Annotated in this window: 18 protein-coding genes; 7 read left to right on the top strand and 11 right to left on the bottom strand. The window is 70.6% G+C overall.

All coding sequences use genetic code 11. The features are described from left to right. Positions 1 to 7 precede the first annotated feature (7 nt). The 4 genes from ACWDOP_RS29985 to ACWDOP_RS30000 all read right to left on the bottom strand — a co-directional run bounded on the left by ACWDOP_RS29985 (position 8) and on the right by ACWDOP_RS30000 (position 3,461). The gene (locus tag ACWDOP_RS29985) at positions 8 to 364 is read right to left on the bottom strand and encodes a YrdB family protein (protein ID WP_456347729.1); all 357 of its coding nucleotides are present in this window, start codon (positions 362 to 364) and stop codon (positions 8 to 10) included. Beyond that, the gene (locus tag ACWDOP_RS29990; protein WP_456347730.1) at positions 361 to 2,463 is read right to left on the bottom strand and encodes an MMPL family transporter; all 2,103 of its coding nucleotides are present in this window, start codon (positions 2,461 to 2,463) and stop codon (positions 361 to 363) included. The genes ACWDOP_RS29985 and ACWDOP_RS29990 overlap by 4 nt, the downstream gene beginning before the upstream one ends. Next, on the bottom strand, positions 2,463 to 2,999 hold the full coding sequence (locus tag ACWDOP_RS29995; RefSeq protein WP_454208555.1) for a hypothetical protein: 537 nt from the start codon (positions 2,997 to 2,999) through the stop codon (positions 2,463 to 2,465). Before ACWDOP_RS29995 ends, ACWDOP_RS29990 begins: the two co-directional genes overlap by 1 nt. A gap of 102 nt (positions 3,000 to 3,101) precedes the next feature. After that, entirely contained in the window at positions 3,102 to 3,461 is a 360-nt protein-coding gene (locus tag ACWDOP_RS30000; RefSeq protein WP_456347731.1) for a hypothetical protein, read from the bottom strand. A 279-nt stretch (positions 3,462 to 3,740) separates the two neighbouring features. Here ACWDOP_RS30000 and ACWDOP_RS30005 point away from each other — a divergent pair, with 279 nt between their 5' ends. The 3 genes from ACWDOP_RS30005 to ACWDOP_RS30015 are packed head-to-tail and all read left to right on the top strand — an operon-like array spanning position 3,741 to position 6,117. Next, a complete protein-coding gene (locus tag ACWDOP_RS30005) occupies positions 3,741 to 4,757 on the top strand; it encodes a YncE family protein (RefSeq protein WP_456347732.1) in 1,017 nt (338 codons plus the stop codon). Then, positions 4,757 to 5,020 carry a DUF5703 family protein gene (locus ACWDOP_RS30010; protein ID WP_454208551.1) on the top strand — a complete coding sequence of 88 codons (264 nt, stop codon included), beginning with the start codon at positions 4,757 to 4,759 and terminating at the stop codon, positions 5,018 to 5,020. The genes ACWDOP_RS30005 and ACWDOP_RS30010 overlap by 1 nt, the downstream gene beginning before the upstream one ends. Before the next feature lie 17 nt (positions 5,021 to 5,037). After that, positions 5,038 to 6,117 carry a quinone-dependent dihydroorotate dehydrogenase gene (locus ACWDOP_RS30015; RefSeq protein WP_454208576.1) on the top strand — a complete coding sequence of 360 codons (1,080 nt, stop codon included), beginning with the start codon at positions 5,038 to 5,040 and terminating at the stop codon, positions 6,115 to 6,117. A 6-nt stretch (positions 6,118 to 6,123) separates the two neighbouring features. Here the strand turns inward: ACWDOP_RS30015 and ACWDOP_RS30020 are convergent, their stop codons facing one another. After that, on the bottom strand, positions 6,124 to 6,510 hold the full coding sequence (locus tag ACWDOP_RS30020) for a hypothetical protein (RefSeq protein WP_456347733.1): 387 nt from the start codon (positions 6,508 to 6,510) through the stop codon (positions 6,124 to 6,126). A gap of 1,122 nt (positions 6,511 to 7,632) precedes the next feature. Here ACWDOP_RS30020 and ACWDOP_RS30025 point away from each other — a divergent pair. Then, positions 7,633 to 9,156: a carbohydrate kinase family protein gene (locus ACWDOP_RS30025; RefSeq protein WP_456347734.1), complete on the top strand. Its 1,524-nt coding sequence runs from the start codon at positions 7,633 to 7,635 to the stop codon at positions 9,154 to 9,156. Positions 9,157 to 9,163: 7 nt separating this feature from the next. On the opposite strand, the gene ACWDOP_RS30030 is transcribed toward ACWDOP_RS30025, so the two are convergent. Beyond that, positions 9,164 to 9,997 carry a GTP cyclohydrolase II gene (locus ACWDOP_RS30030; protein ID WP_456347735.1) on the bottom strand — a complete coding sequence of 278 codons (834 nt, stop codon included), beginning with the start codon at positions 9,995 to 9,997 and terminating at the stop codon, positions 9,164 to 9,166. 363 nt (positions 9,998 to 10,360) lie between these two features. Here ACWDOP_RS30030 and ACWDOP_RS30035 point away from each other — a divergent pair, with 363 nt between their 5' ends. Further along, the gene (locus tag ACWDOP_RS30035; RefSeq protein ID WP_456347736.1) at positions 10,361 to 12,190 is read left to right on the top strand and encodes an AMP-dependent synthetase/ligase; all 1,830 of its coding nucleotides are present in this window, start codon (positions 10,361 to 10,363) and stop codon (positions 12,188 to 12,190) included. 80 nt (positions 12,191 to 12,270) lie between these two features. Here ACWDOP_RS30035 and ACWDOP_RS30040 read toward each other — a convergent pair whose 3' ends face one another. From ACWDOP_RS30040 to ACWDOP_RS30055, 4 genes are all read right to left on the bottom strand, one after another. Further along, positions 12,271 to 12,807: a YbhB/YbcL family Raf kinase inhibitor-like protein gene (locus ACWDOP_RS30040; RefSeq protein WP_456347737.1), complete on the bottom strand. Its 537-nt coding sequence runs from the start codon at positions 12,805 to 12,807 to the stop codon at positions 12,271 to 12,273. A 34-nt stretch (positions 12,808 to 12,841) separates the two neighbouring features. Beyond that, positions 12,842 to 14,191 (bottom strand): M20/M25/M40 family metallo-hydrolase, encoded by a 1,350-nt coding sequence (locus ACWDOP_RS30045; protein WP_454208544.1) that lies wholly within the window; start codon positions 14,189 to 14,191, stop codon positions 12,842 to 12,844. 131 nt (positions 14,192 to 14,322) lie between these two features. Beyond that, positions 14,323 to 15,540, bottom strand: coding sequence for a hypothetical protein (locus tag ACWDOP_RS30050; protein WP_454208543.1), 1,218 nt, complete (start codon positions 15,538 to 15,540; stop codon positions 14,323 to 14,325). Between the two features lie 434 nt (positions 15,541 to 15,974). Next, on the bottom strand, positions 15,975 to 16,523 hold the full coding sequence (locus ACWDOP_RS30055) for an adenylate kinase (RefSeq protein WP_456347738.1): 549 nt from the start codon (positions 16,521 to 16,523) through the stop codon (positions 15,975 to 15,977). A 179-nt stretch (positions 16,524 to 16,702) separates the two neighbouring features. On the opposite strand from ACWDOP_RS30055, the gene ACWDOP_RS30060 reads away from it, so the two are divergent. Beyond that, positions 16,703 to 18,136: an FAD-dependent oxidoreductase gene (locus ACWDOP_RS30060; RefSeq protein ID WP_456347739.1), complete on the top strand. Its 1,434-nt coding sequence runs from the start codon at positions 16,703 to 16,705 to the stop codon at positions 18,134 to 18,136. A gap of 79 nt (positions 18,137 to 18,215) precedes the next feature. Here ACWDOP_RS30060 and ACWDOP_RS30065 read toward each other — a convergent pair whose 3' ends face one another. Further along, on the bottom strand, positions 18,216 to 18,572 hold the full coding sequence (locus tag ACWDOP_RS30065; RefSeq protein WP_454208540.1) for a winged helix-turn-helix transcriptional regulator: 357 nt from the start codon (positions 18,570 to 18,572) through the stop codon (positions 18,216 to 18,218). A 145-nt stretch (positions 18,573 to 18,717) separates the two neighbouring features. On the opposite strand from ACWDOP_RS30065, the gene ACWDOP_RS30070 reads away from it, so the two are divergent. After that, a complete protein-coding gene (locus ACWDOP_RS30070; protein WP_456347740.1) occupies positions 18,718 to 19,587 on the top strand; it encodes an NAD(P)-dependent oxidoreductase in 870 nt (289 codons plus the stop codon). The last annotated feature ends 119 nt before the right edge of the window (positions 19,588 to 19,706 follow it).

Raw genomic sequence — 19,706 nt, forward strand, 5'->3', positions numbered from 1 at the left:
CCCGGCCTCAGGGCACCTGCCCGACCTGCCCCCACACCACCCGCAACACCGCGTTGACCGCCCACACCACGAACAATGCGACCCCCGCCCACGGCGTCCACGCCCACCCCAGCGCCACCGCGCCCCCGCCGAACCACACCAGCTCGAGCAGCGCCCGCCGCCACCCGGTCTGCGGATAGCGGGCATCGGCCGCGGCCCCGAAGAACGACCACACCACGATGAACACCGTCGGCGCCGCCACCGCCGCGAAGATCCGCGCGGGCACCGGATCGGGCACCGTCGCACCCCAGAACGCCGCCGACCCCAGCACCGTCAGCTCGAGGACGAACATCACCAGCAGATTGCCGGCCTTGACCGCGCTCACTTCCACACCAGCTTCAGCACCGCCGGGGTGAGCAGCATCCGAATCACCGTGGCGTCCAACACCAACGCCGCGATCATCCCGTACGCGATGTACTTCATCAGCACCAGATCCGAGAACCCGAACGCCCCCGTCACCACGATCAGGATCGCCGCCGCCGAGGTGATCACCCCGCCGGTGTGCGCGATCCCGTACCGGATCGCCTCCTGCGCGGACGCCCCGTCCTTGCGCGCCTCGGCCATCCGCGACTGCAGGAACACCTCGTAATCGGTCGAGAGCCCGAACAACACCGTCACGATCAACACCAGCACCGCGAACATCAAGGGCCCCGGCGTGAAATCGAACAGCCCCGCCCCGTGCCCCTCGACGAAGATCCACGTCAGAATGCCCAGCGTCGACCCCAGCGACAGCGCGCTCATCGCCACCGCCTTGAGCGCGAGCACGATCGACCCGAACGCCGCGTACATCAGCGCCAGCGCCGCCGCGATCAGAATCCCCGCCAGCAACGGCAACCCCTCGATCAACCCCAGGATGCTGTCCCGCTCGAGCGCGGGCACCCCGGCCACCATCGCCCGCACCCCCGGCGGGGTGTCGATATCGCGCAGCGCCGCGATCACCGTATCGGCGTCGCGTTTGTCGGCCAGGCCACTGCCCAGCACCGTGATCGCGTCCTTGCTCGGGGCCACCGGATCGAACGGACCCGTCATCCACGGACCCGCCACCTGATTGGCCTCGTACCGGATATCGCTGAGCTGCTGGGCGTTCGCGCCGGTGACCACCAGCTTCAACGGCTCGGTCCGGAACTGCGGGAACGTGGCGTCGAAATCCTCCTGCGCCACCCGCGCGGCGTTGTCCGAGGCCAGATAGCGTTCGCTCAACCCGCCGAACTCGATGTTGCGGAACGGCAGGATCAACGCCAGCAGCATCAACACGATCGGGGTGATCACCAGCCACGGCTTGCGCATCGCGAACAGCGCCAGCCGCGAGAAGAACCCGGCATCGATCTGCGCGGCGCTGCGCAGACTCGAAAACCGTTTCCAGCCCAGGAAATCGATCCGCTCACCCACGATCGAGAGCACCGCGGGCAACGCGGTCACCGACAACACCGCCGCCAGCAGCACCGAGGAGATACCGCCCAGCGGCACCGAGCGCAGCACCCCGTTCGGGTAGATGAACAACGCCCCCAGGCTCACCGCGATGATCGCCGCCGAGAACAACACCGTGCGCCCCGCGGTGGCGATCGTGCGCGCGGTCGCCTCCTCCACCGTCCGCCCCGCCGCCAGCTCCTCGCGGAACCGGGTCACCGCGAACAACCCGTAGTCGATCGCCAACCCCAAACTCACCAAAGTCACCACCGCCGAGGCGAACACGTTCACCTGCAGATAGTTCGTGAGCATCCGCATGATCCCGAGACTGCCCAGAATCGTCATCCCGCCGATCAGCACCGGCAGCAGCGCCGCGATCACCCCGCCGAACACGAAATACAGCAGCAGCGCCACGATCGGCAACGCGATGATCTCCGCGCGCAGGATGTCGTCCTGCATCCCGGTGTTGATGCCCTCGACCACCGGCTGCATCCCCGCCAGCTGCACCGTCGTCCCACCCGGGCCGGCGCCCGGTGCGCCCGCGCCGAAGTGATCCTTGACGGCCATGTAGTTCTCGACCGTGTCGGTCCCGCCGTCACCGCGCAACCCGATACTGGCGAACGCGTGCGTGCGCGCGGGATCGGCGAACTGGCCCATCAGCGGGCCGTCCCAATAAGAGTCGATCTTCAGGATCTGCTCGCCGTACTCGGTGCGCAGGCGCTCGAGCTCCGCGGCCACCGCCGAGCGCACCGGCTCGTCGTCCACGGTCAGCCCCGCCGGGGCGGTGTACAGCACGATCAGATCCGAGTCGGTGTCCCGCCCGAACGTGGAATCGGCGAGCTTGGAGGCCTCCACCGATTCGCTGCTCTCGTCGAACCAGCCCTCCTGGGTCAGGTGATCGCCCAGATCACGCCCGTAGAACCCCGAGGCCAGCACCAGCAATCCGAAGACCGCGAACACCGCGAACCGATACCGGTGGATGAAACGCCCCCACCGCAGCGAACCCGATTCGAGCATCAGCCGCAGGCGCTGGTGCGATAGTCGGCCGAGCGCAGAATGCCGCACAGATCGGTGCGCGAGATCTGCCAGCGCCCGTCCTTGTTCACGAAATGCACCACCGTGGTGCGCACATTGGAGCCGGTGCCGTCCTTGTCCAGGCTCAGCGTCGCGGTCAGCGTGCCGTCGTGATTGTCGAACACCGGATCCTTGACCCCGTACACCGCGCGCGGATTGTCCTGCAGCGCTTTGTACATGTCCGGAATCGCGTCCTTGAACGCCTCCCCGTCCTCGATCAGCGCGGTGCGCTCGGCATCGGGCAGCGTCGGATCCAGGGCCGACTTGATCTGCGCGTCCAACTCCGCCGCGGTCGGGATCGGCGGGCGCGCGGCACTGGTGGCCGCCGCGGCCGCGGACGACGAACTCAGCGCCGCGTACGCCGAGGAGCGCGCCGCGTCCACCGAGGCGTCGTCACCGGATCCGCCACCGCACCCGGCGACGCCGAGCACGGCGAGGACAACGGCGGCGGTGGCGATGGGGGTGCGTGGAAAGGCCATCAACATCCTCGGGCTCGAACTGCGGTTGCTTGCCGACAGTCTGTCATGCGCGCGCCGCGCCGATGATCTCTGCGTCACAGCCCCGCCCGCGCGGGCGCGCCCTCACATGCCGTCGATCACCGCGCCCAGGCGCCCCAGCAGCGCGCGCACGGTCACACCCTCCCCGGGCGCGGGCACCGGCGCCGCCTGCGGGATCAGGTCGCGCACCAGCGCCACCACACTGCGTTCGTCGTCGAGATCGATATCGGTGACCCGCGTGACCGCCACTGCCACCACGTCTTCGGCCGCGGGCACCTCGGTGTCCAGATCGGGCCGGTAGATCTCCAGGGTCAGGGTCGAGCGCACGGTGCGGAACGCGAACGACCGGCCGTCACCGGTCACCCCGAACCCGTGCGCGTACACGCCCACGGTCACGTCCTCCACGGCGAAACCCGGCACGCCCGGGATGTGCTCGCTCACCAACAGATCTCCCTGACCCAGCCCATATGCACCCTCCACGGTAACCGTGCCCACCGACAGCACCCGCGAAACCCCATGTCATGTCATGCGACCCGCCCGGATCGGGTACCCGGGATTGGCCGCGGGCGAACCGGGGAACCCCGGTCATGCGGGAACGGACCCGGGGTGCCCCACGTCACGGCGCGCCGGTCACCGGCACCCCCGCCCATCGGCCCGGGTCGGGGATCATGGTCAGATTAACGAGCACGCATGATTTTGTCGGTCAGGTAAGGAGTTCGCTGCATGCGCCGTCGCGGCTGGATCCGGTCGGCCCTCGCGGGCGTGGCCGTGCTGACCCTGCTGGCCGGATGCTCCTCGGACGAGGACACCACCGACAAGCCCACCATCGACCCGCCCACCCCCGCCGCGGCGCCGGTCCCCGCGACCGCCCCCGCCGGCACCGTGACGGCCGGCGCCCCCATCGAGGCCCTGTTCAGCGAACCGCAGACCGGGATCCTGGCCGAGGTGATCGAGCCGGGAAACGTACTGCGCCTGCGTGATCCGGGCTCGGACCGTATCCGCACCACCCTCACCCTGCCCGGCAACGCCGCGGACCTGGCGCCCGGCGCGCCCGGGGAAATCCTGGTCGCGGTCCCCGACGCCGTCCTGCGCGTGGAGGCGGCGACCGGACTCGGCGCCCTGGTGCGCGTGGACGGGGACGTGCGCGCGGTCGCCCGCCGCGCCGACGGCGACCTGGTCGCCGGACTCGGCTCGGGCAAGGTCCTGGTCCTGAAGCCGGACGGGACCGTGCGGCACAGCGTTTCGGGCCTGGTCTCGGCCGATCAGATCGACGCCACCGGCGATCAGATCGTCGTGCTGGACCGCCGCCAGACCATCATCACCGAACTCAACCTCGACAAGGATCGGCCCGGACTGTCCCTGCGCGCCGGGGACGGGGCCACCCACATGATCGGCGACCACTTCGGGCGCCGCATCGTCACCGACACCCTGGGCAGCGAACTGCTGGTCTACACCGCCGATCCGTTGGTCCTGCACCAGCGTTTCCCGGTAGGCTCTTCGCCCTACGCACTCGCCTACGATCAGCGGTCCGAGACCGTGTGGGTGACGCTGACAGGCCAGAACGAAGTCGTCGGCTACGACCTGTCGACGGGGATACCGGTGGAGGTGGGGCGCTACCCGACGGTGCGCCAGCCCGACTCGGTGACCATCGACGACCGCACCGGTGACATGTTCGTGGGATCCGCGACCGGCGACGGTCTGCAGCGGATCGGCGCGGACCAGCGGAAGAGAGGGCAGTGATGGCTCGGGCCTCACGATCTGCGCGATCAGCGCGCGACCTACCGGCAGGCTGGGAGGAATCCAGCGACGAGTACGAATACGTACCCCTGCGCCTGCCCCCGGAGATGAACCGCGTCACCGCCTCCATGCGCCTGAGCATCCAGGCCGAGTTCGGCGGCTGGGAGTTATCGCGCGTGCGCGCCTACACCGACGGCAGCCGCCGCGTCCTGCTGCGCAGGCGAAAGAGTTCACTACTATCCCCGACACCCGAGGCGGTGATGTAACCCGCATGTCCGAGCGCCTGTACGCCCTGCTGCTCAAGGTGATGTTCCTGCTCCCTCCCGAGCGCATCCATCACCTGGCCTTCGGTGCCATGAAACTCGCCACCCGTTTCGCTCCCGGCCGCCGGCTGACCTCGAAACTGCTTGTCGCGCAAGAACCCACGCTGGCCAGTCGCGTGTTCGGGGTCGATTTCCCCGCCCCGCTCGGGCTCGCGGCCGGATTCGACAAGGACGCCGAGGGCGCCGACGCCTGGGGCCCACTGGGTTTCGGCTACGCCGAGATCGGCACCGTCACCGCCCAGGCCCAGCCCGGCAATCCCGCGCCGCGCCTGTTCCGGCTGCCCGCGGACCGCGCGCTCATCAACCGCATGGGGTTCAACAACCACGGCGCCGAAGCCGCCGCCGCGCACCTGGCCGGGCGCCGGCCCGGCGGCGTGCCGATCGGGGCGAACATCGGCAAAACCAAGATCGTCGAACCCGAGGACGCCGCCGACGACTACGCGATCAGCGCCAAACTCCTGGGCCCGCTCGCGGACTTCGTGGTCGTGAACGTCAGCTCCCCCAACACCCCGGGCCTGCGCGACCTGCAGGCGGTGGCCTCGCTGCGCCCGCTGCTGCGCGCGGTCCTGGACAGCGTGTCGGTGCCGGTGCTGGTCAAGATCGCCCCCGATCTGAGCGACGAGGACATCGACGCGGTCGCCGACCTCGCGGTCGAACTCGGGCTGGCCGGAATCGTGGCCACCAACACCACCATTCGCCGCGACGGGCTGAACACCGACGCCGAGGCCGTGGCCGCGCTCGGGGCGGGCGGACTGTCCGGGGCGCCGGTGGCCGACCGCTCGCTCGAGGTACTGCGCCGGTTGTACGCGCGCGTCGGCGATCGCCTCGTGCTGATCTCGGTCGGCGGAATCGAAACCGCCGACCAGGCCTTCGAACGCATCCTGGCCGGGGCCTCGCTGCTGCAGGGCTACACCGGATTCATCTACGGCGGGCCGTTCTGGGCGCGCCGCATTCATCGCGGACTGGCCGCCAAGCTGCGCGCGCACGGGTACGCCACCCTGTCCGAGGCGGTCGGCGCGGGACACACCACCCGCACCTGATCGCCCTCACGCCCACAGATGCCGCGACCGCGCGCCGGAGGCGGCGGGCGTGCGCGGGGCCGGGGTGCTGTACCAGCCGGCCATCACCGCCTCGGCCGGGCCGACGTCCTCGGGGCGAGCGGTGGCCGCGCGCGGGTGGGTACGTTCGGCCATGCGCTGGGCGAGCATGATGACCGCGTGCTCGACCAGAATGCCCAGGGCCGCGGCGCGATCGGCGGCCTCGCAGTGGGCGTCGTCGTCGAAAACCACATCCGGGTCGGACAGGATCTCGTCCAATTCCATTCCCGCGCGGGCCTGTTCGCGGGTCAGGGTCTGAGCGGGCAGCCAGCTCAGTGACCAGAGTTGTTCGCCTTTACCGCGAATGGCGAATTCGGGGGTGATGTCACTTGTCATCGCCCGGTGGGTGATAGCGATTGTCACAGCGGGGTCCTCCCTGGGCCGTGTGCGCGAGCGCGGCGGCCGATCGTTTCGGTCGCGTCGTCTCTGGTATGTCACTCATCGAGTGCCGGGCGGTCGGTATTTCATCAATGGTCCACTCCCGCCCGAATTGTCGGAATGCCCGGAGGGTATTCCGTACTTTTTTCACTGACTCTTTTCCGAGTTCCTCCCGGATGCCACGCCGACCGGCACGCAAACGCCACCCCCGGCGCGCCCTCGTCGATGAGGGCGCCGGTGGTCCGTCCGCCGACCGGAAAAAGAATCGGGTCACGCTCTGCCCCGCTCCATCATCCGCCGATGCGGTACCGCCATGACCTGTTTCACCGTGGTTCCCAATTCCTGTGCCAACGTCTCGGCCGCGCCCCCGGGTTCCCCGGGCCCGGCGCACATCTCGGCCGGGCGAGTCCTGGCCCCCGCCCGCGCGCGCGTGAATCGCTGTCCCGGCCACCGGATCGGCTTCCGTGCCGGTTCCGGCCCGCGTGCGTGTCGCGCACCCACTCCTGGCTGCGGCTGCCGGTGATCGACCGGCTGCTCTCGTAGATCACGACGACCCCGCCCCGCCGCCCCCGGCTGTGCGTCGTACTGCTCCGCTCGTGGCGCCCCCGCCCGGCTCGCCGCGATGGTCGAAACGGTACACGCGCTGGTTGCACCAGAACCTCCCGAACAGTCTGGCGGAGGCGATATTTCGCCGACACCAGTATGGCATTTGCCGCTCGTGCCCGGCATTTGCCACTACCACAAGGGAATTGACGTTTCCTTTGTCTGCAAAACATGACCGGCGGTAGCGTAGTTTGCTAATTTCGCCCACCGGGGAAGCGAAATCGGTGAAAAGACGGTCGAATCCGCGCCCGCGGCCGAAGCGCGCCGCGGGCGCCCGGCGGGAAATCGATCATGAAAACTCGATCACGCTACCGCCGACCGCCACCGGACGCCCCACGCACCGGCGTGACCGTCGCCGCGACCCGCGCGGGTGCGTGCCAAACGCCGTCGCGTCGCGGCAAACGCCGTATCGTAGAACGGAATTGACAGACTCGTCCGGCCGATTGCCTGACCGGCACGCGCTACCGTGGGTTGCCAATGGTCGATCGTCGAGTATCCGGCCCGGAGGCCGTGGCGCCCCCGCAGGACGCCGGCACCCTCGCGGTGCGCGATGTCCTGATGCGCCTGCGCAAACGCTCGGGCCTGAGCCTGGATCGCCTGCGCCGCACCGAAGTCGACGTCGCGCCACTGTTCGAGCTACCCGCCGTGCGCCGCTACGCGCACCTGACGAACCTGCCCGACGCCCCCGCCCTGCTCGGCGCCGTCGCCCTGCTGGCCCGCCAGATGCCCCCCAGCGAACGCGTGGTGGTCGACGCCGAACTGAGCCTGGGCCTGCTGCGCGAGCACCGCGTCCACGGCATCGAACCCGCCCTGCTGTACGCCCCGGACCTGGCCGAGCGCCGCACCTACCTGGCCGCGCACTGGCGCGAACTGCACGCCGCGCTCGGGGTCGCCGACCCCCCGCCCGCCCCCTCGGTGCGAACCCTGCGCGGCCTGCGCGGGCAACACGCGGTCACCGCGCTCGCCGCGCGCCTGTCCGGCGCCTCGGTCTTCGACACCCAAGCCCTGCCCGACCCCGCCGCCGGCGCACCCCCGCACGGGTCGGTCGCGATCATCGGCGACGCCGCCATCGACCAGATCAACGTCGTGGAACGCATACCTGCCCTGGGCACCTCGGTGTGGGGCGACTTCCAGCGCCACCCCGGCGGCAAGGGCCTCAACCGCGCGGTGGCCCTGGCCCGCCTCGGCCTGGACGCCCGGCTGATCACCGCCATCGGCGACGACCCCGACGGGCGCACCGTGCTGGACTACCTGCGCCGCCAGCGCATCGACACCAGCCTGATCAAGGTCGTGCCCGGCGTGCGGACCCCCGTGGCCACCGTGCTCATGCTGCTCAGCGGTGAATCGGCGACCATCGCGTTCAAACAGGACCGCATCGGCCTGAGCGCGCACGACCTCGCCAGCGCCGCGATCCGCCAGGCCGTGCACTCGTGCGACGCGGTGCTGGTGACCCTGGAACAGTCCGGCGAGATCGTCAGCCACGTCCTGGATCTGGTGCGGCGCATGCCCACCCGCCCGCGCGTGTTCCTGAACGTCTCCCCGCCCACCGTGCTGCCCAAGCACCTGCACCTGCGCCTGGACGCGGTGGACTGCGTGATCGGCACCCGCGGCGAGGTGGCCGCGCTGTGGCCGGGCGGGCGCGCCGGGGACACCACCGAACGACTGTTGCACCTGGGGGTGAACGCGGTCTGCGCGATCGAGGGATCGCGCTGCACCGTCACCCGCGCACACCGGCGCGAGCTGACCATCTCGCACTTCGGCGCCGTCGCGGGCGCGGGCGCGGCGGGCGCGTGCTCGGCGTTCTCGGCCGCGCTGGCCTACCGCTCGATCCGCGCGGGCGGCACCCTGACCGACGAGGACTTCGCCTGGGCCACCGCGGCGATCGTGGCCCGGCACTCGGCCCTGGACATCCCGGGGTCGATGCCCGCGGTCACCGCGATCGCCGCCGCCTACGCGCACGGCATCGACCGCGACGCCGAATCCCTGCGCCCCGCACGGTGATCGAGCCCTACCCGGTCCGGGCGATCACCGCGATCGCACAGCCCGCCAGCGTCACACCAGCCCCCAGCGCCACCAACCCGGCGCACCCCACCGCGATCCCGCCGCCCGCCACACCCAGCGCCAGGACCGGGATCAGCGTGCGCGATCGATAGTGCAGCGGCAGCCGATGCCCGGCCCGGCGCCGTTTCGCGGCCAGATACCGGGCCGCGCGCGCGCTGCCCGGGGGCGGATGCAGTCCCACCATCGTCACCGCCAGGCCCGCGGCCTCGAGTTCGCGCACCTTGCGCGGATTGTTCGTCAGCAGCCGCACCGAGGAAAGCCCCAGTGCGAGCAGGCTTTCCGCGGCGGGGGTATACCGCCGCGGATCGGGCTCGACCCCCAGCAGCCGGTAGGCGGTGAAGGTGTCCACCCCGCGCTCCTCGCTCAGGCGCAGGCCCCGCGCCTTGGTGAGCAGCCCCGCGCCCCGGCCCTCCTGCCGCAGATACACCAGCACACCCGAACCCTCGTCCTGGATCAGATCCAGGGCCCGATCCAGTTCGGGTCCGCAGTCGCAGTCCTGCGAGCCCAGCGCGTCCCCGTACAGGCACGCCGAGTGCAGGCGCACCAGGCAGTTCTCGGTGATCGCGCCGAACACCAGCACGTGCCCGCCGTCATCGGGGTCCGCCAGTTCCAGCACCTGCACCCGCAGCTCGCGCCCCGCCCGGGTGAGCGGATGCTCGGTCCCCGGGGACAGGTCCGGGGTCGGCGGGACCCGGTGGCCGGCGGTGCGCGCACGCAGCGCGCGGGTCAGCCGGTCGAGCCGGCGCCCGCCCGACGCGGGCGGCTCGAGCAGGGCGAACACGGTTCTCCATTCGAACGGTGGGCGACACGGGCCGTCCGCCCTGTGCCGTAGGTCACTGCCGGGCTGGGATCAGCCTAGGCCCGGGGCCGCCGCGGTGGACGGCGGGGCGGCCGAGCGCGCGCGGGCGGGCGCGACGGGGTGCTCGCCACCGGACGTTCATGTCCGATATGCCCGATTTTGGGCCGGGGTGCTGTAGCGCGAGACACAGCTGCGATTTTCTGGCTACGATGAGTGAGCCGCGCCACACACAGGGCGTCGCGCCATCGCGTGAGGTACTTCTCGTTCATCGAAACGCCGGAGTTCGCGCAGGTCGGATGGGGTGCGCGTGTGGCGGGTGAAGCGAGAGGCAATCGGAAAAGGGCTATGACGACAGACATCGGTTATCCGCACAAATCGGGCAAAACGGTCTTCACGATTCCGGAGGCGTTCCAGGAAACGCTCACCCTGCGCCCCGAACAGGTGGCACTGCGGACGGTGGGCGGCACCACGGAGATCACGTGGGCGCAGTACGGGGAACACGTACGCACCATCGCGGCCGGACTTGCCGGACTGGGCGTATCGCACGGTGACACCGTCGGGATCATGCTCACCAACCGGCCCGAGTTCAACCTGGTCGACACCGCCGCCCTGCACCTGGGCGCCACCCCGTTCTCGATCTACAACACCTCCTCCGCCGAGCAGATCGCGCACCTGTTCACCAACGCCGGGAACAAGGTCGTCATCACCGAACCCGCGTTCCTGGACGCGGTCCGCGGCGCCGGGGTCGAGCTCGAGCACATCGTCCTGGTCGAAGGCAGCGCCGCGGGCACCGTCACCCTGGCCGAGGTGGAAGCCGCGCCCGCCGCCGACTTCGACTTCGACGCCGCCTGGAAGGCCGTCAAGGCCGACGACATCGCCACCCTGATCTACACCTCGGGCACCACCGGCCCGTCCAAGGGCGTGGAGCTGACCCACCGCAACGTGGTCGCCCAGATCGCCGGACTGGTCACCGGCCCGCTCACCGTGGGCCTGGACGACCGCTCGGTGTCCTACCTGCCCGCCGCCCATGTGGCAGACCGCATTTCGGGCCACTGCGCCAACCTGTTCACCGGCGTGCAGATGACCACCGTGCCCGACCCGCGCGAGATCGCCGCCGCCCTGCCCGACGCCCGCCCCACCGCGTTCTTCGGTGTGCCGCGCGTGTGGCAGAAGATCAAGGCCGGCATCGACGCCAAACTCGCCACCGAGCCCAGCCCGGTCAAGAAGTCCCTGGCCAACTGGGCCATCGGCGTCGGTGTGCAGGCCGCGCGCGCGGACCTCGCCGGCACCGGGCGCGGCCCGCTGCTCAACGTCCAGCACAAGCTCGCCGACGCCCTCGTGCTCGGCAAGCTGCGCCACGCCCTGGGCTTCGACGAACTCAAGGTCGCCGCCTCCGGCGCCGCGGCCATCCCGCCCGAGACCCTCGAGTACATGCTCGGCCTCGGCTTCACCGTCACCGAGGTGTGGGGCATGTCCGAGACCTCGGGCGTGGGCACCTACACCCCGCTCAACAAGCCCAAGCCCGGCACCGTCGGCATCCCCATGGAAGGGGTGGAAGTCCGCCTGGGCGAGGACGGCGAACTGCTGATCAAGGGCGACATCGTCACCCACGGCTACCGCAAGATGCCCGACAAGACCGCCGAGGCCATCGATTCCGACGGCTGGCTGCACACCGGCGACGTGGCCACCATCGACGGTGACGGCTACATCTCCATCGTCGACCGCAAGAAGGAACTGATCATCAGCGAGGCGGGAAAGAACCTGTCTCCCACCAACATCGAGAACAGCGTCAAGGCGCAGTCCTCGCTGATCGGGCAGATCGTGGCCATCGGCGACGCCAAGCCCTACATCGCCGCGCTGGTGGTCCTGGACCCCGACACCGCGGTCGTGCGGGCCAAGGCCCTGGGCACCCCCGACGCCGATCTGAAGGCGCTCTCGCAGCACCCGGAGATCGTCGAGGAGATCAAGGCCGCGGTCACCGCCGCCAACGCCAAACTCTCGCGCGTGGAGCAGATCAAGCGCTTCGTGGTGCTGGACGCGGGCTGGGATCCCGGCGGTGACGAGCTCACCCCCACCCTCAAGCTCAAGCGCAACCCCATCACCACCAAGTACGCGGCCGAGATCGCCGCGCTCTACACCACCCCCGCCCCGGACAACGTGATCAACCTGTCCTGATCCGGGACCCCTGATCGTCGGGTGAACCGCTGTGGCCCTGGAGCGTCGACTCCAGGGCCACAGCCATGTCCGGGGTCTGCTCAGAGCTGTTCGTGCGTGCCGATCAGCGTCGCGCGCCCGATCGCGTTCATGAACAGATTGAACCCCAGGTACGCCGGGGAGGCGTTCTCGTCGACTTCGAGCCGCTCCACCCCGACCGCGTGCACGACCACGAAATAGCGGTGCGCGCCGTGTCCGGCCGGCGGGAACGCGCCGGTGTACTCGGTCAGGCCCGCGTCGTTGCCCAGGGTGACCGCGCCCGCGGGCAGCACACCGCCCTTGCTGCCCTGCCCGGTCTCGAGGCTCGTGGTGGTCGCCGGGATGTTGGCCACCACCCAGTGCCAGAAACCCGAGGCGGTCGGGGCGTCGGGATCGAACACGGTGACCGCGAAACTCTTGGTCTCGGCCGGGAATCCGGACCAGCTCAGCTGCGGGGAGATGTCCTTGCCCCCGGCCCCGCCCAGCGCGCTGACCTGATCCAGGTGCAGCGCCTGCCCCTCGGTGATGTCGGTGGAGGTCACGGTGAACTCCGGCAGCTGCGGCAGCGCGGCGTAGGGGTTGTACGAATAATCGGGCACGACAGGTCCTTTCGATGACGGCGGGTGCGACGGGTCAGCAGTTCAGCAGGAAGTGTTCGAGCACGCTCGCCCCGAACTCGAGCGACTCCACCGGCACCCGCTCATCCACCCCGTGGAACAGCGCGGTGAAATCCAGTTCCGGCGGCAGCTGCAGCGGGGCGAAGCCGAAGCAGCGAATGCCCAAGCGCGCGAACGCTTTCGCGTCGGTACCGCCGGAGAGCATATAGGGCACGGTGCGACCGTTGGGGTCGTGGGCGAGGATGGCGTCGTTCATGGCGTCCACCAGATGCCCGTCGAAGGTGGTCTCGTAGGAATCGAGTTTGGTGATCCACTCGCGCTCGACATCGGGGCCGATCAGCGCGTCGACCTCCTTCTCGAACTCGGCCTGGCGGCCCGGCACCACCCGGCAGTCGACCACGGCCTCGGCGGTCTGGGGAATGACGTTGGCCTTGTATCCGGCCGCCAGCATGGTCGGATTCGCGGTGTCGCGCAGCGTCGCGCCGATGATGCGCGAGATCGTGCCCAGCTTGGCCAGCTGGCCCTCGATGTCGGGGCTGGAGGGATCGAATTCGATACCGGACTCCTGCTGCACCGCGGCCAGGAACTCCGCGACCGAATCCGAGACCACCAGCGGGAAGGTGTGCGTGCCCAGTCGCGCGACCGCCTGGGCCAGGATGGTCACCGCGTTGTCCTCGTGCAGGAACGAACCGTGCCCGGCACGGGCCTTGGCGCGCAAGCGCATCCAGCCCAGCCCCTTCTCCGCGGTCTCCACCAGATACAGCCGGCGTTCGGTGCCGTCCGGGCGCGGCACGGTCAGCGAGAAACCGCCGACCTCACCGACCGCCTCGGTGATCCCCTCGAACAGGTCGGGGCGATTGTCCACCAGCCAGTGCGAGCCCCACTTGCCGCCGTTCTCCTCATCGGCCAGGAACGCGAACACGATATCGCGCGGGGGCACCGTGCCCTCGATCTTGAACTGGCGGGCCACCGCCAGCATCATCCCGCACATGTCCTTCATGTCGACCGCGCCGCGGCCCCACACGTAACCGTCCTGGATCGCCCCGGAGAACGGGTGCACACTCCAGTCCGCGGCCTGGGCGGGCACCACGTCCAGGTGCCCGTGCATCAGCAGCGCGCCCCGGCTCGAATCCGCGCCGGCCAACCGCGCGAACACGTTGCCGCGCCCCGGCGCCCCGGACTCGACGTACTCGGTGGTGTAGCCGGCCTGCTCCAGTTGCTCGGCCACCCAGAGCGCGCACTCGCGCTCGCCCTTGGTGGTCTCCAATTCGCCGGTGTTGGAGGTGTCGAACCTGATCAGCGTGCTGACCAGGTCGACAACCTCGGAGACGGCACGGGATGCGCGAGGTTCGCCAGTTTCGGACACGTCTCCTTTCCTACCACCTCCGCGCGCGGCCGCGGACTCCCGGCGCGGCGCGCACACCCGTGCGGCCCAGGTGATCGCACCCGGACCCGATTCGAATCAGCCCTGGCGCAAGCGGTTCCGGGTCGCGGGCCTCAGCGCAGCAGGCGCAGCGTCGCGGTGAGGGTGGTCAGCTGCGACTCCAGGTGTTGATCGGCGATGCGCCGTTCGAGCAGCGGGATCTCGAGGCGGGTGGCGGTGGCCCACAGGTCGGCGATCCGCGCCTGCACATCCACGTCGGCGGCCGCGAGCACCCACAGCAGCGGCGCCCACAGGCGCGCGGCCTGCGCGATGGCGGGCAGCATGATCAGGGTCGGGGTGTCGAGCTCGACCAGGCGCCGCGCGGCGCGCCGGCGCACCTCGGCGGGGGTGCGGGCCAGCGGTTCCAGGACCCCGCGCCACAGGCCCAGCTCGCTGGTGCCGTCCACGGCGGCCACCAGGGTCTCCGCGGTCTCGGCCAGCACCGGGTTGAAGGCCAGTTTGGTCAGCGCCTGCGGGCTCAGCTGGCCGATGAACCGCAGCATGTCCTCGGTGGCCCCGGCGTGGATGTAGGTGGTGACCAGATCGCCGATCGCCGAGGGCGGGGCGACCTCGAACAGAATGTCCCCCACCGCGGCGACCACGTCGGGCGCGCAGCGCGCGAACACCGACAGCGCCGCCAGCCGCAGCTCCTTGGACCCGTCGACGACCGTGCTCAGCAGTCGTGGAATCCGCCCGCCCGGACCCGAAAGCAGTTGGCGCACAATCGCGCTGATGCTCTCCCCGGAATAGGCGTAGGACGCCGAGCGGATCACGCCCTCGTCGTCGTGCACCCCGCTCTCGACCGCGTCGATCAGCTCCGGGGTGGCATAGGCCAGGAACGGGCCCGCGGTCACGTAGTCGCGACGGCGCAGCAACTCGTTCACGATCTCGATCACCGGCCCCGGCGGGGCGTCGTCGGCGAGCTGGCCGACCGTGCGCGGATCCAGATACGGCGCGCAGTCCGCGGCGTAGGAGACATTCAGGCGCAGCAGCGCGTCGATCGCCTTCTTGCGATGCAGCACCCCGACCGCGCCCGCCGCGCGCCCGGTCATCGCCGGGGGCACCACGCGCTGCACGATGGGCAGGGAGATGCTCAGCGGCACGATGGGCACCAGCGCGCTGATGCGCTCGAACATCGGCGCGTGCTGATCGAACAGCGTGCCCGACATTCGCTGCTGCAACTCGTGCAGCCGGTGCGCGCCCAGTCGTTCCAGGTGCGCGATGCGCTCGACCGGAACGCGCAGGGTTCGCGCGAGCAGCGCCAGCTGGGCGCCGGTCACCAGATCGGTCATAGGCCGGTCCGGTTCGTCGGTCTCCCCTGGCAGCCGACCTCGTCGGTGGCGGACATGCGTTCCCCTTTTCTCCGGCGACACGACCGGGCGCCCCGCGATCGACCGCCCATCATAGAGGTGGGAATATCGCAAAAATCGCAAAAAGCCGGCCGGTGCTGACCTGTCACAACACCGGCCCCGGTTCCCCCGTGCAGGGTGTACACCGACCGTTCCGCCCACCCGGATCCCGGCCGAGCCGCCCGCAGCCCACGCACCCGATCACCCGGGGCCGCAGCATGATTCACGATCACTCGCACAGCAACCGGCCCGGTGGATCCGGCACACCCTGCGTCGTGCGGCGTGAGCATCCACCGGGCTATCACGCCACCCGGCCCGCCAGGGACGTTCGGGGTTTCCTTCGCCTTCGCGAATCGGTGAACATGCGCCCGGGATCTCTACCGCTCGCGCAGGGCCCGCAGGGCACGCTCGGCGACCTCCTCGACGCTCCCGTCGGCGTCGATTGTGACCACCTTGCCCGCGTAATGCGCGAGAACGGGTTCGGTCTGGGTGCGGTACAGGTGCTGGCGGTGGCGGATCACCGCCTCGGTGTCGTCGGCGCGCCCGCGCGCCAGCAGGCGGGTCAGGGCGAGCTCGTCGTCCAGGCGCAGTTCCAGGACGCGATCCAGTGCGCGACCGTGGGCGGCCAGGGCGGTGTCCAGGGCGCGCGCCTGGGCGCGGTTGCGGGGGTAGCCGTCCAGCAGCGACCCCGCCCGGGCGTCGGGTTCGGCCAGGCGGGCGCGCACGATCTCGTTGGTGACGGCGTCCGGAACCAGGGCGCCGCCGGCCAGGGTCGCGCGCAGCTCACGACCCAGCTCGGTGGGCTGCTCGGCCAGGGCGCGCAGCAGATCGCCGGTGGACACGTGCGGCACGCCCAGCGCCGCGCTCACGCCCCGGGCCTGGGTGCCCTTGCCCGCGCCCGGCGGTCCCACGAGTACGACATGCATGCGGCGCGACGACCCTTCCGATCGAAGTTCCCCTGGATATCCAGTGTGCCAGAGCGTTTTTGGATACCGGAGCGACAGCGCGCTCGCGGCCGGGTCCCGGTCAGCGGGACTGACGTTATCCGGTCCGGGCGCGGGCTGGTTCCGTTCGCAGCCGGGGCCAACGGAAGGACGACGCGGTCATGACCGAGACGCAATGGGATATCGACACCGACGTCGTGGTGGTGGGATTCGGCGGCGCGGGCTGCGCCGCCGCGATCGCCGCCCACGACGCCGGCGCACGGGTACTGATCCTGGAGAAGATGGCCGCCGACCACGCGGGCGGCAGCACCCGGGTCTCGGGCGCGGTGTGGTTCGACAACCAGGATCCCGACCGCGCCGCGGTCTACCTGCGCAGCCTCAGCGCCGGCCTGCCGATCCCCGAACCGGTGGTGCGGACCTGGGCCGCCGAAACCGCCCGCAACTCCGACTGGATGCGCGCGCTCGGCATCGAGGTCGGCCTGGCCGTGCCCGCGCCGCCGGAGTATCCCGACCTCGACGGCAGCGACGTCATGCGCGGCTGGATCGGCGTCGAGGGCGTCATGGGCGGCGGAAAGCTGTGGGCCGCACTGTCCGAGGCGGTGCGCGCCCGCGGCATCGAGGTCCGCCTCGCCACCCCCGCCCGCGAGCTCGTCGTGGCCGACGGGACGGTCACCGGCGTCCTCGCCGACACCGCCGACGGCACCCTGCGCGTGCGCGCCCGGCGTGGAATCGTCCTGGCCACCGGCGGATTCGAAGCCGACCCGGACATGGTCCGCGACCACCTGGGCCTGCCCGACCCGGTCGTGTGGGGCACCCCCGCCGCCACCGGCGACGGCCACCGCATGGCCATGAAGGCCGGCGCGGACCTGTGGCACATGTCCAACATGATGACCCTGCCCGGACTGCGCGCCCCCGGCTACACCGCGGGCTTCTACACCGCGTTCCCGCACGCGCGCGGCTACCTCTACCTCGGCCGCGACGGCCGCCGCTGCTGCAACGAAACCGTCGCCCTGGGCCACGGCCACGCCCGCGTGCACGGCAGCTACCAGCTGTTCCCCGTAGAACCCATGCACATCCTGTTCGACGAGAACACCCGGCGCGCGGGCCCGATCGTCCCCGGCCGCGACGTGCTCGCGGTGAGCTGGGCCCAGCAGATCGAAGGCTACGACTGGAGCGCGGACAACACCGCCGAAATCGATAGGGGCTGGATCCAGCGCGCGGACACCCTCGCCGAACTCGCGACCCTGATCGGCCTGGACCCCGCGGCCCTCACCGACACCGTCGAGCGCTACAACGCCGCCTGCGCCGCGGGCCACGATCCCGAGTTCGGCCGCCACCCCCGCACCCTGATCCCCCTGACCGAGGCCCCCTACTACGCCTTCGCCTCCGCACCCCTGCTCGGCTGGAGCAACGGCGGACCCCGCCGCGACGAAAACGCCCGCGTTCTGGACCCTTTCGGCGCCCCCATCCCCGGGCTCTACGCCGCGGGCAACGTCAGCTCCACCTACTCCCGCTGCAAGGACGGCGGCTTCCACATCGCCGACGCCCTGGCGTTCGGCCGCGTCGCCGGACAGCACGCCGCCGCCAATTCCTGATCCGAGCCCGCGGTCCGCGCCATCGCGGTTCATCCCGGTAGGCGCACCCGCCGGCCCGCGCCCGGACACGGTGTCCGGCTCACACCGGCGCGTGCACCCGCTCGGCCCCGATGCGCTCGATGCGGCGCTTGCCCCACGCACCCAGCGGGGCCAGCGCCGCGTTGAGCGCCGCGCCCTCCTCGGTCAGCGAATACTCCACGCGCGGCGGAACTTCGGCGTAGATCTCGCGATGCACCACACCGTCCTGCTCGAGTTCGCGCAGATGCTGGGTCAGCATCTTCTCCGACACCCCGGGCAGCGCGCGCCGCAACTGCCCGAACCGCCGCGACCCGTGCGCGTCGAGCTCCCAGAGAATGAGCGACTTCCACTTCCCGCCCAGCACATCCATGGCCGCGTCGATCCCGCAGAAGTATGGCCCGTATCTCTTCTCGCCCATCGCTCACCCTCACTGGCTCGATACTCACCTTTCGGTGCGTATCCCTCGAACATAGTGCGTACTTGTCGCCCAACGCGCACACCGGCACGCTCGATTCCAGCCCGCCGCTCCCGACGGCGGCGACCCGCGAAGGAGCGCTCCCGCCATGACGAACACCCCGCTCGGACCCGCCACCGTCCTGGGCCTCGGCGCGATGGGCCGGGCCCTGGCCCAGACCCTGGTGAAAGCCGGTGTCGCGACCACGGTCTGGAACCGCAGCCCCGGCCGCGACACCGACCTCGTGGCCGCGGGCGCGCACGGCGCGAGCACCCCGGCCGACGCGGTGCGGCACGAGGGACTGCTGATCACCGTGCTGCTCGATCACGCCTCGATCCACGACACCCTGGACCCCATCGCGCACACCCTGTCCGGCCGCCGGTGGGTCAACCTCACCAGCACCTCGCCCGAGGAGTCCCGCGAGCTCGCGCGCTGGGCCGCCACCCACGGCATCGACTTCCTCGACGGCGGCATCATGGCCGTCCCGCCCATGATCGGCACCCCCGCCTCGGCGCTGCTCTACAGCGGTTCGCGCACGGTGTTCGACACCCACCGCCCCCTGGTCGAACTCTTCGGCTCCGCCGAGTACTTCGACACCGACCCCGGCACCGCCGCCCAACTCGACTTCGCCCTGCTGGCCGGCATGTACCTGATGTTCGCGGGCTTCTTCCAAGGCACCGCCATGGCCCGCACCGCCGGTTTCACCGCCACCGACTTCGCCGCCCGCGCCGTCCCGTGGGTCACCGCCATGACCCAGAGCCTGCCCGAGTTCGCCCGCGTGATCGACTCCGGCGACTACACCGCCGAGGTCCAGCACCTGGCCTTCCAGAAGTCCGCCCTCGATGCCATCACCCGCTCGGCGACCGACGCCGGCGTCGACGCCACCTTGATCGCACCCCTGAGCGCCCTGGTAGACAAGCAGATCGCCGCGGGCAACGGCGCCTCGGCTTTCGAACGCGTCGTCGAGGAGTTGGCCTGACCACCAGGCTCATTCGGCCCGGTACACAATCCGGCGCACTCCGGAACCGGCCGTGGCGATCGTGACCGGCGGCGCGCGCGACGAACCCGCACGGCCCGCCCCGGAGCCCGAACCACCGC

The organism is Nocardia sp. NPDC003693 (assembly GCF_053981095.1).

Coding starts and splice junctions, on each gene's coding strand:
- ACWDOP_RS30010 (WP_454208551.1), top strand. CDS start 4,757: ATGGCTCGGGCCTCACGATCTGCGCGATCAGCGCGCGACCTACCGGCA.
- ACWDOP_RS30050 (WP_454208543.1), bottom strand. CDS start 15,540: ATGACCGATCTGGTGACCGGCGCCCAGCTGGCGCTGCTCGCGCGAACC.
- ACWDOP_RS30070 (WP_456347740.1), top strand. CDS start 18,718: ATGACGAACACCCCGCTCGGACCCGCCACCGTCCTGGGCCTCGGCGCG.
- ACWDOP_RS30065 (WP_454208540.1), bottom strand. CDS start 18,572: ATGGGCGAGAAGAGATACGGGCCATACTTCTGCGGGATCGACGCGGCC.
- ACWDOP_RS30020 (WP_456347733.1), bottom strand. CDS start 6,510: ATGACAAGTGACATCACCCCCGAATTCGCCATTCGCGGTAAAGGCGAA.
- ACWDOP_RS30025 (WP_456347734.1), top strand. CDS start 7,633: ATGGTCGATCGTCGAGTATCCGGCCCGGAGGCCGTGGCGCCCCCGCAG.
- ACWDOP_RS29995 (WP_454208555.1), bottom strand. CDS start 2,999: ATGGCCTTTCCACGCACCCCCATCGCCACCGCCGCCGTTGTCCTCGCC.
- ACWDOP_RS30005 (WP_456347732.1), top strand. CDS start 3,741: ATGCGCCGTCGCGGCTGGATCCGGTCGGCCCTCGCGGGCGTGGCCGTG.
- ACWDOP_RS30060 (WP_456347739.1), top strand. CDS start 16,703: ATGACCGAGACGCAATGGGATATCGACACCGACGTCGTGGTGGTGGGA.
- ACWDOP_RS29990 (WP_456347730.1), bottom strand. CDS start 2,463: ATGCTCGAATCGGGTTCGCTGCGGTGGGGGCGTTTCATCCACCGGTAT.
- ACWDOP_RS30055 (WP_456347738.1), bottom strand. CDS start 16,523: ATGCATGTCGTACTCGTGGGACCGCCGGGCGCGGGCAAGGGCACCCAG.
- ACWDOP_RS30035 (WP_456347736.1), top strand. CDS start 10,361: ATGACGACAGACATCGGTTATCCGCACAAATCGGGCAAAACGGTCTTC.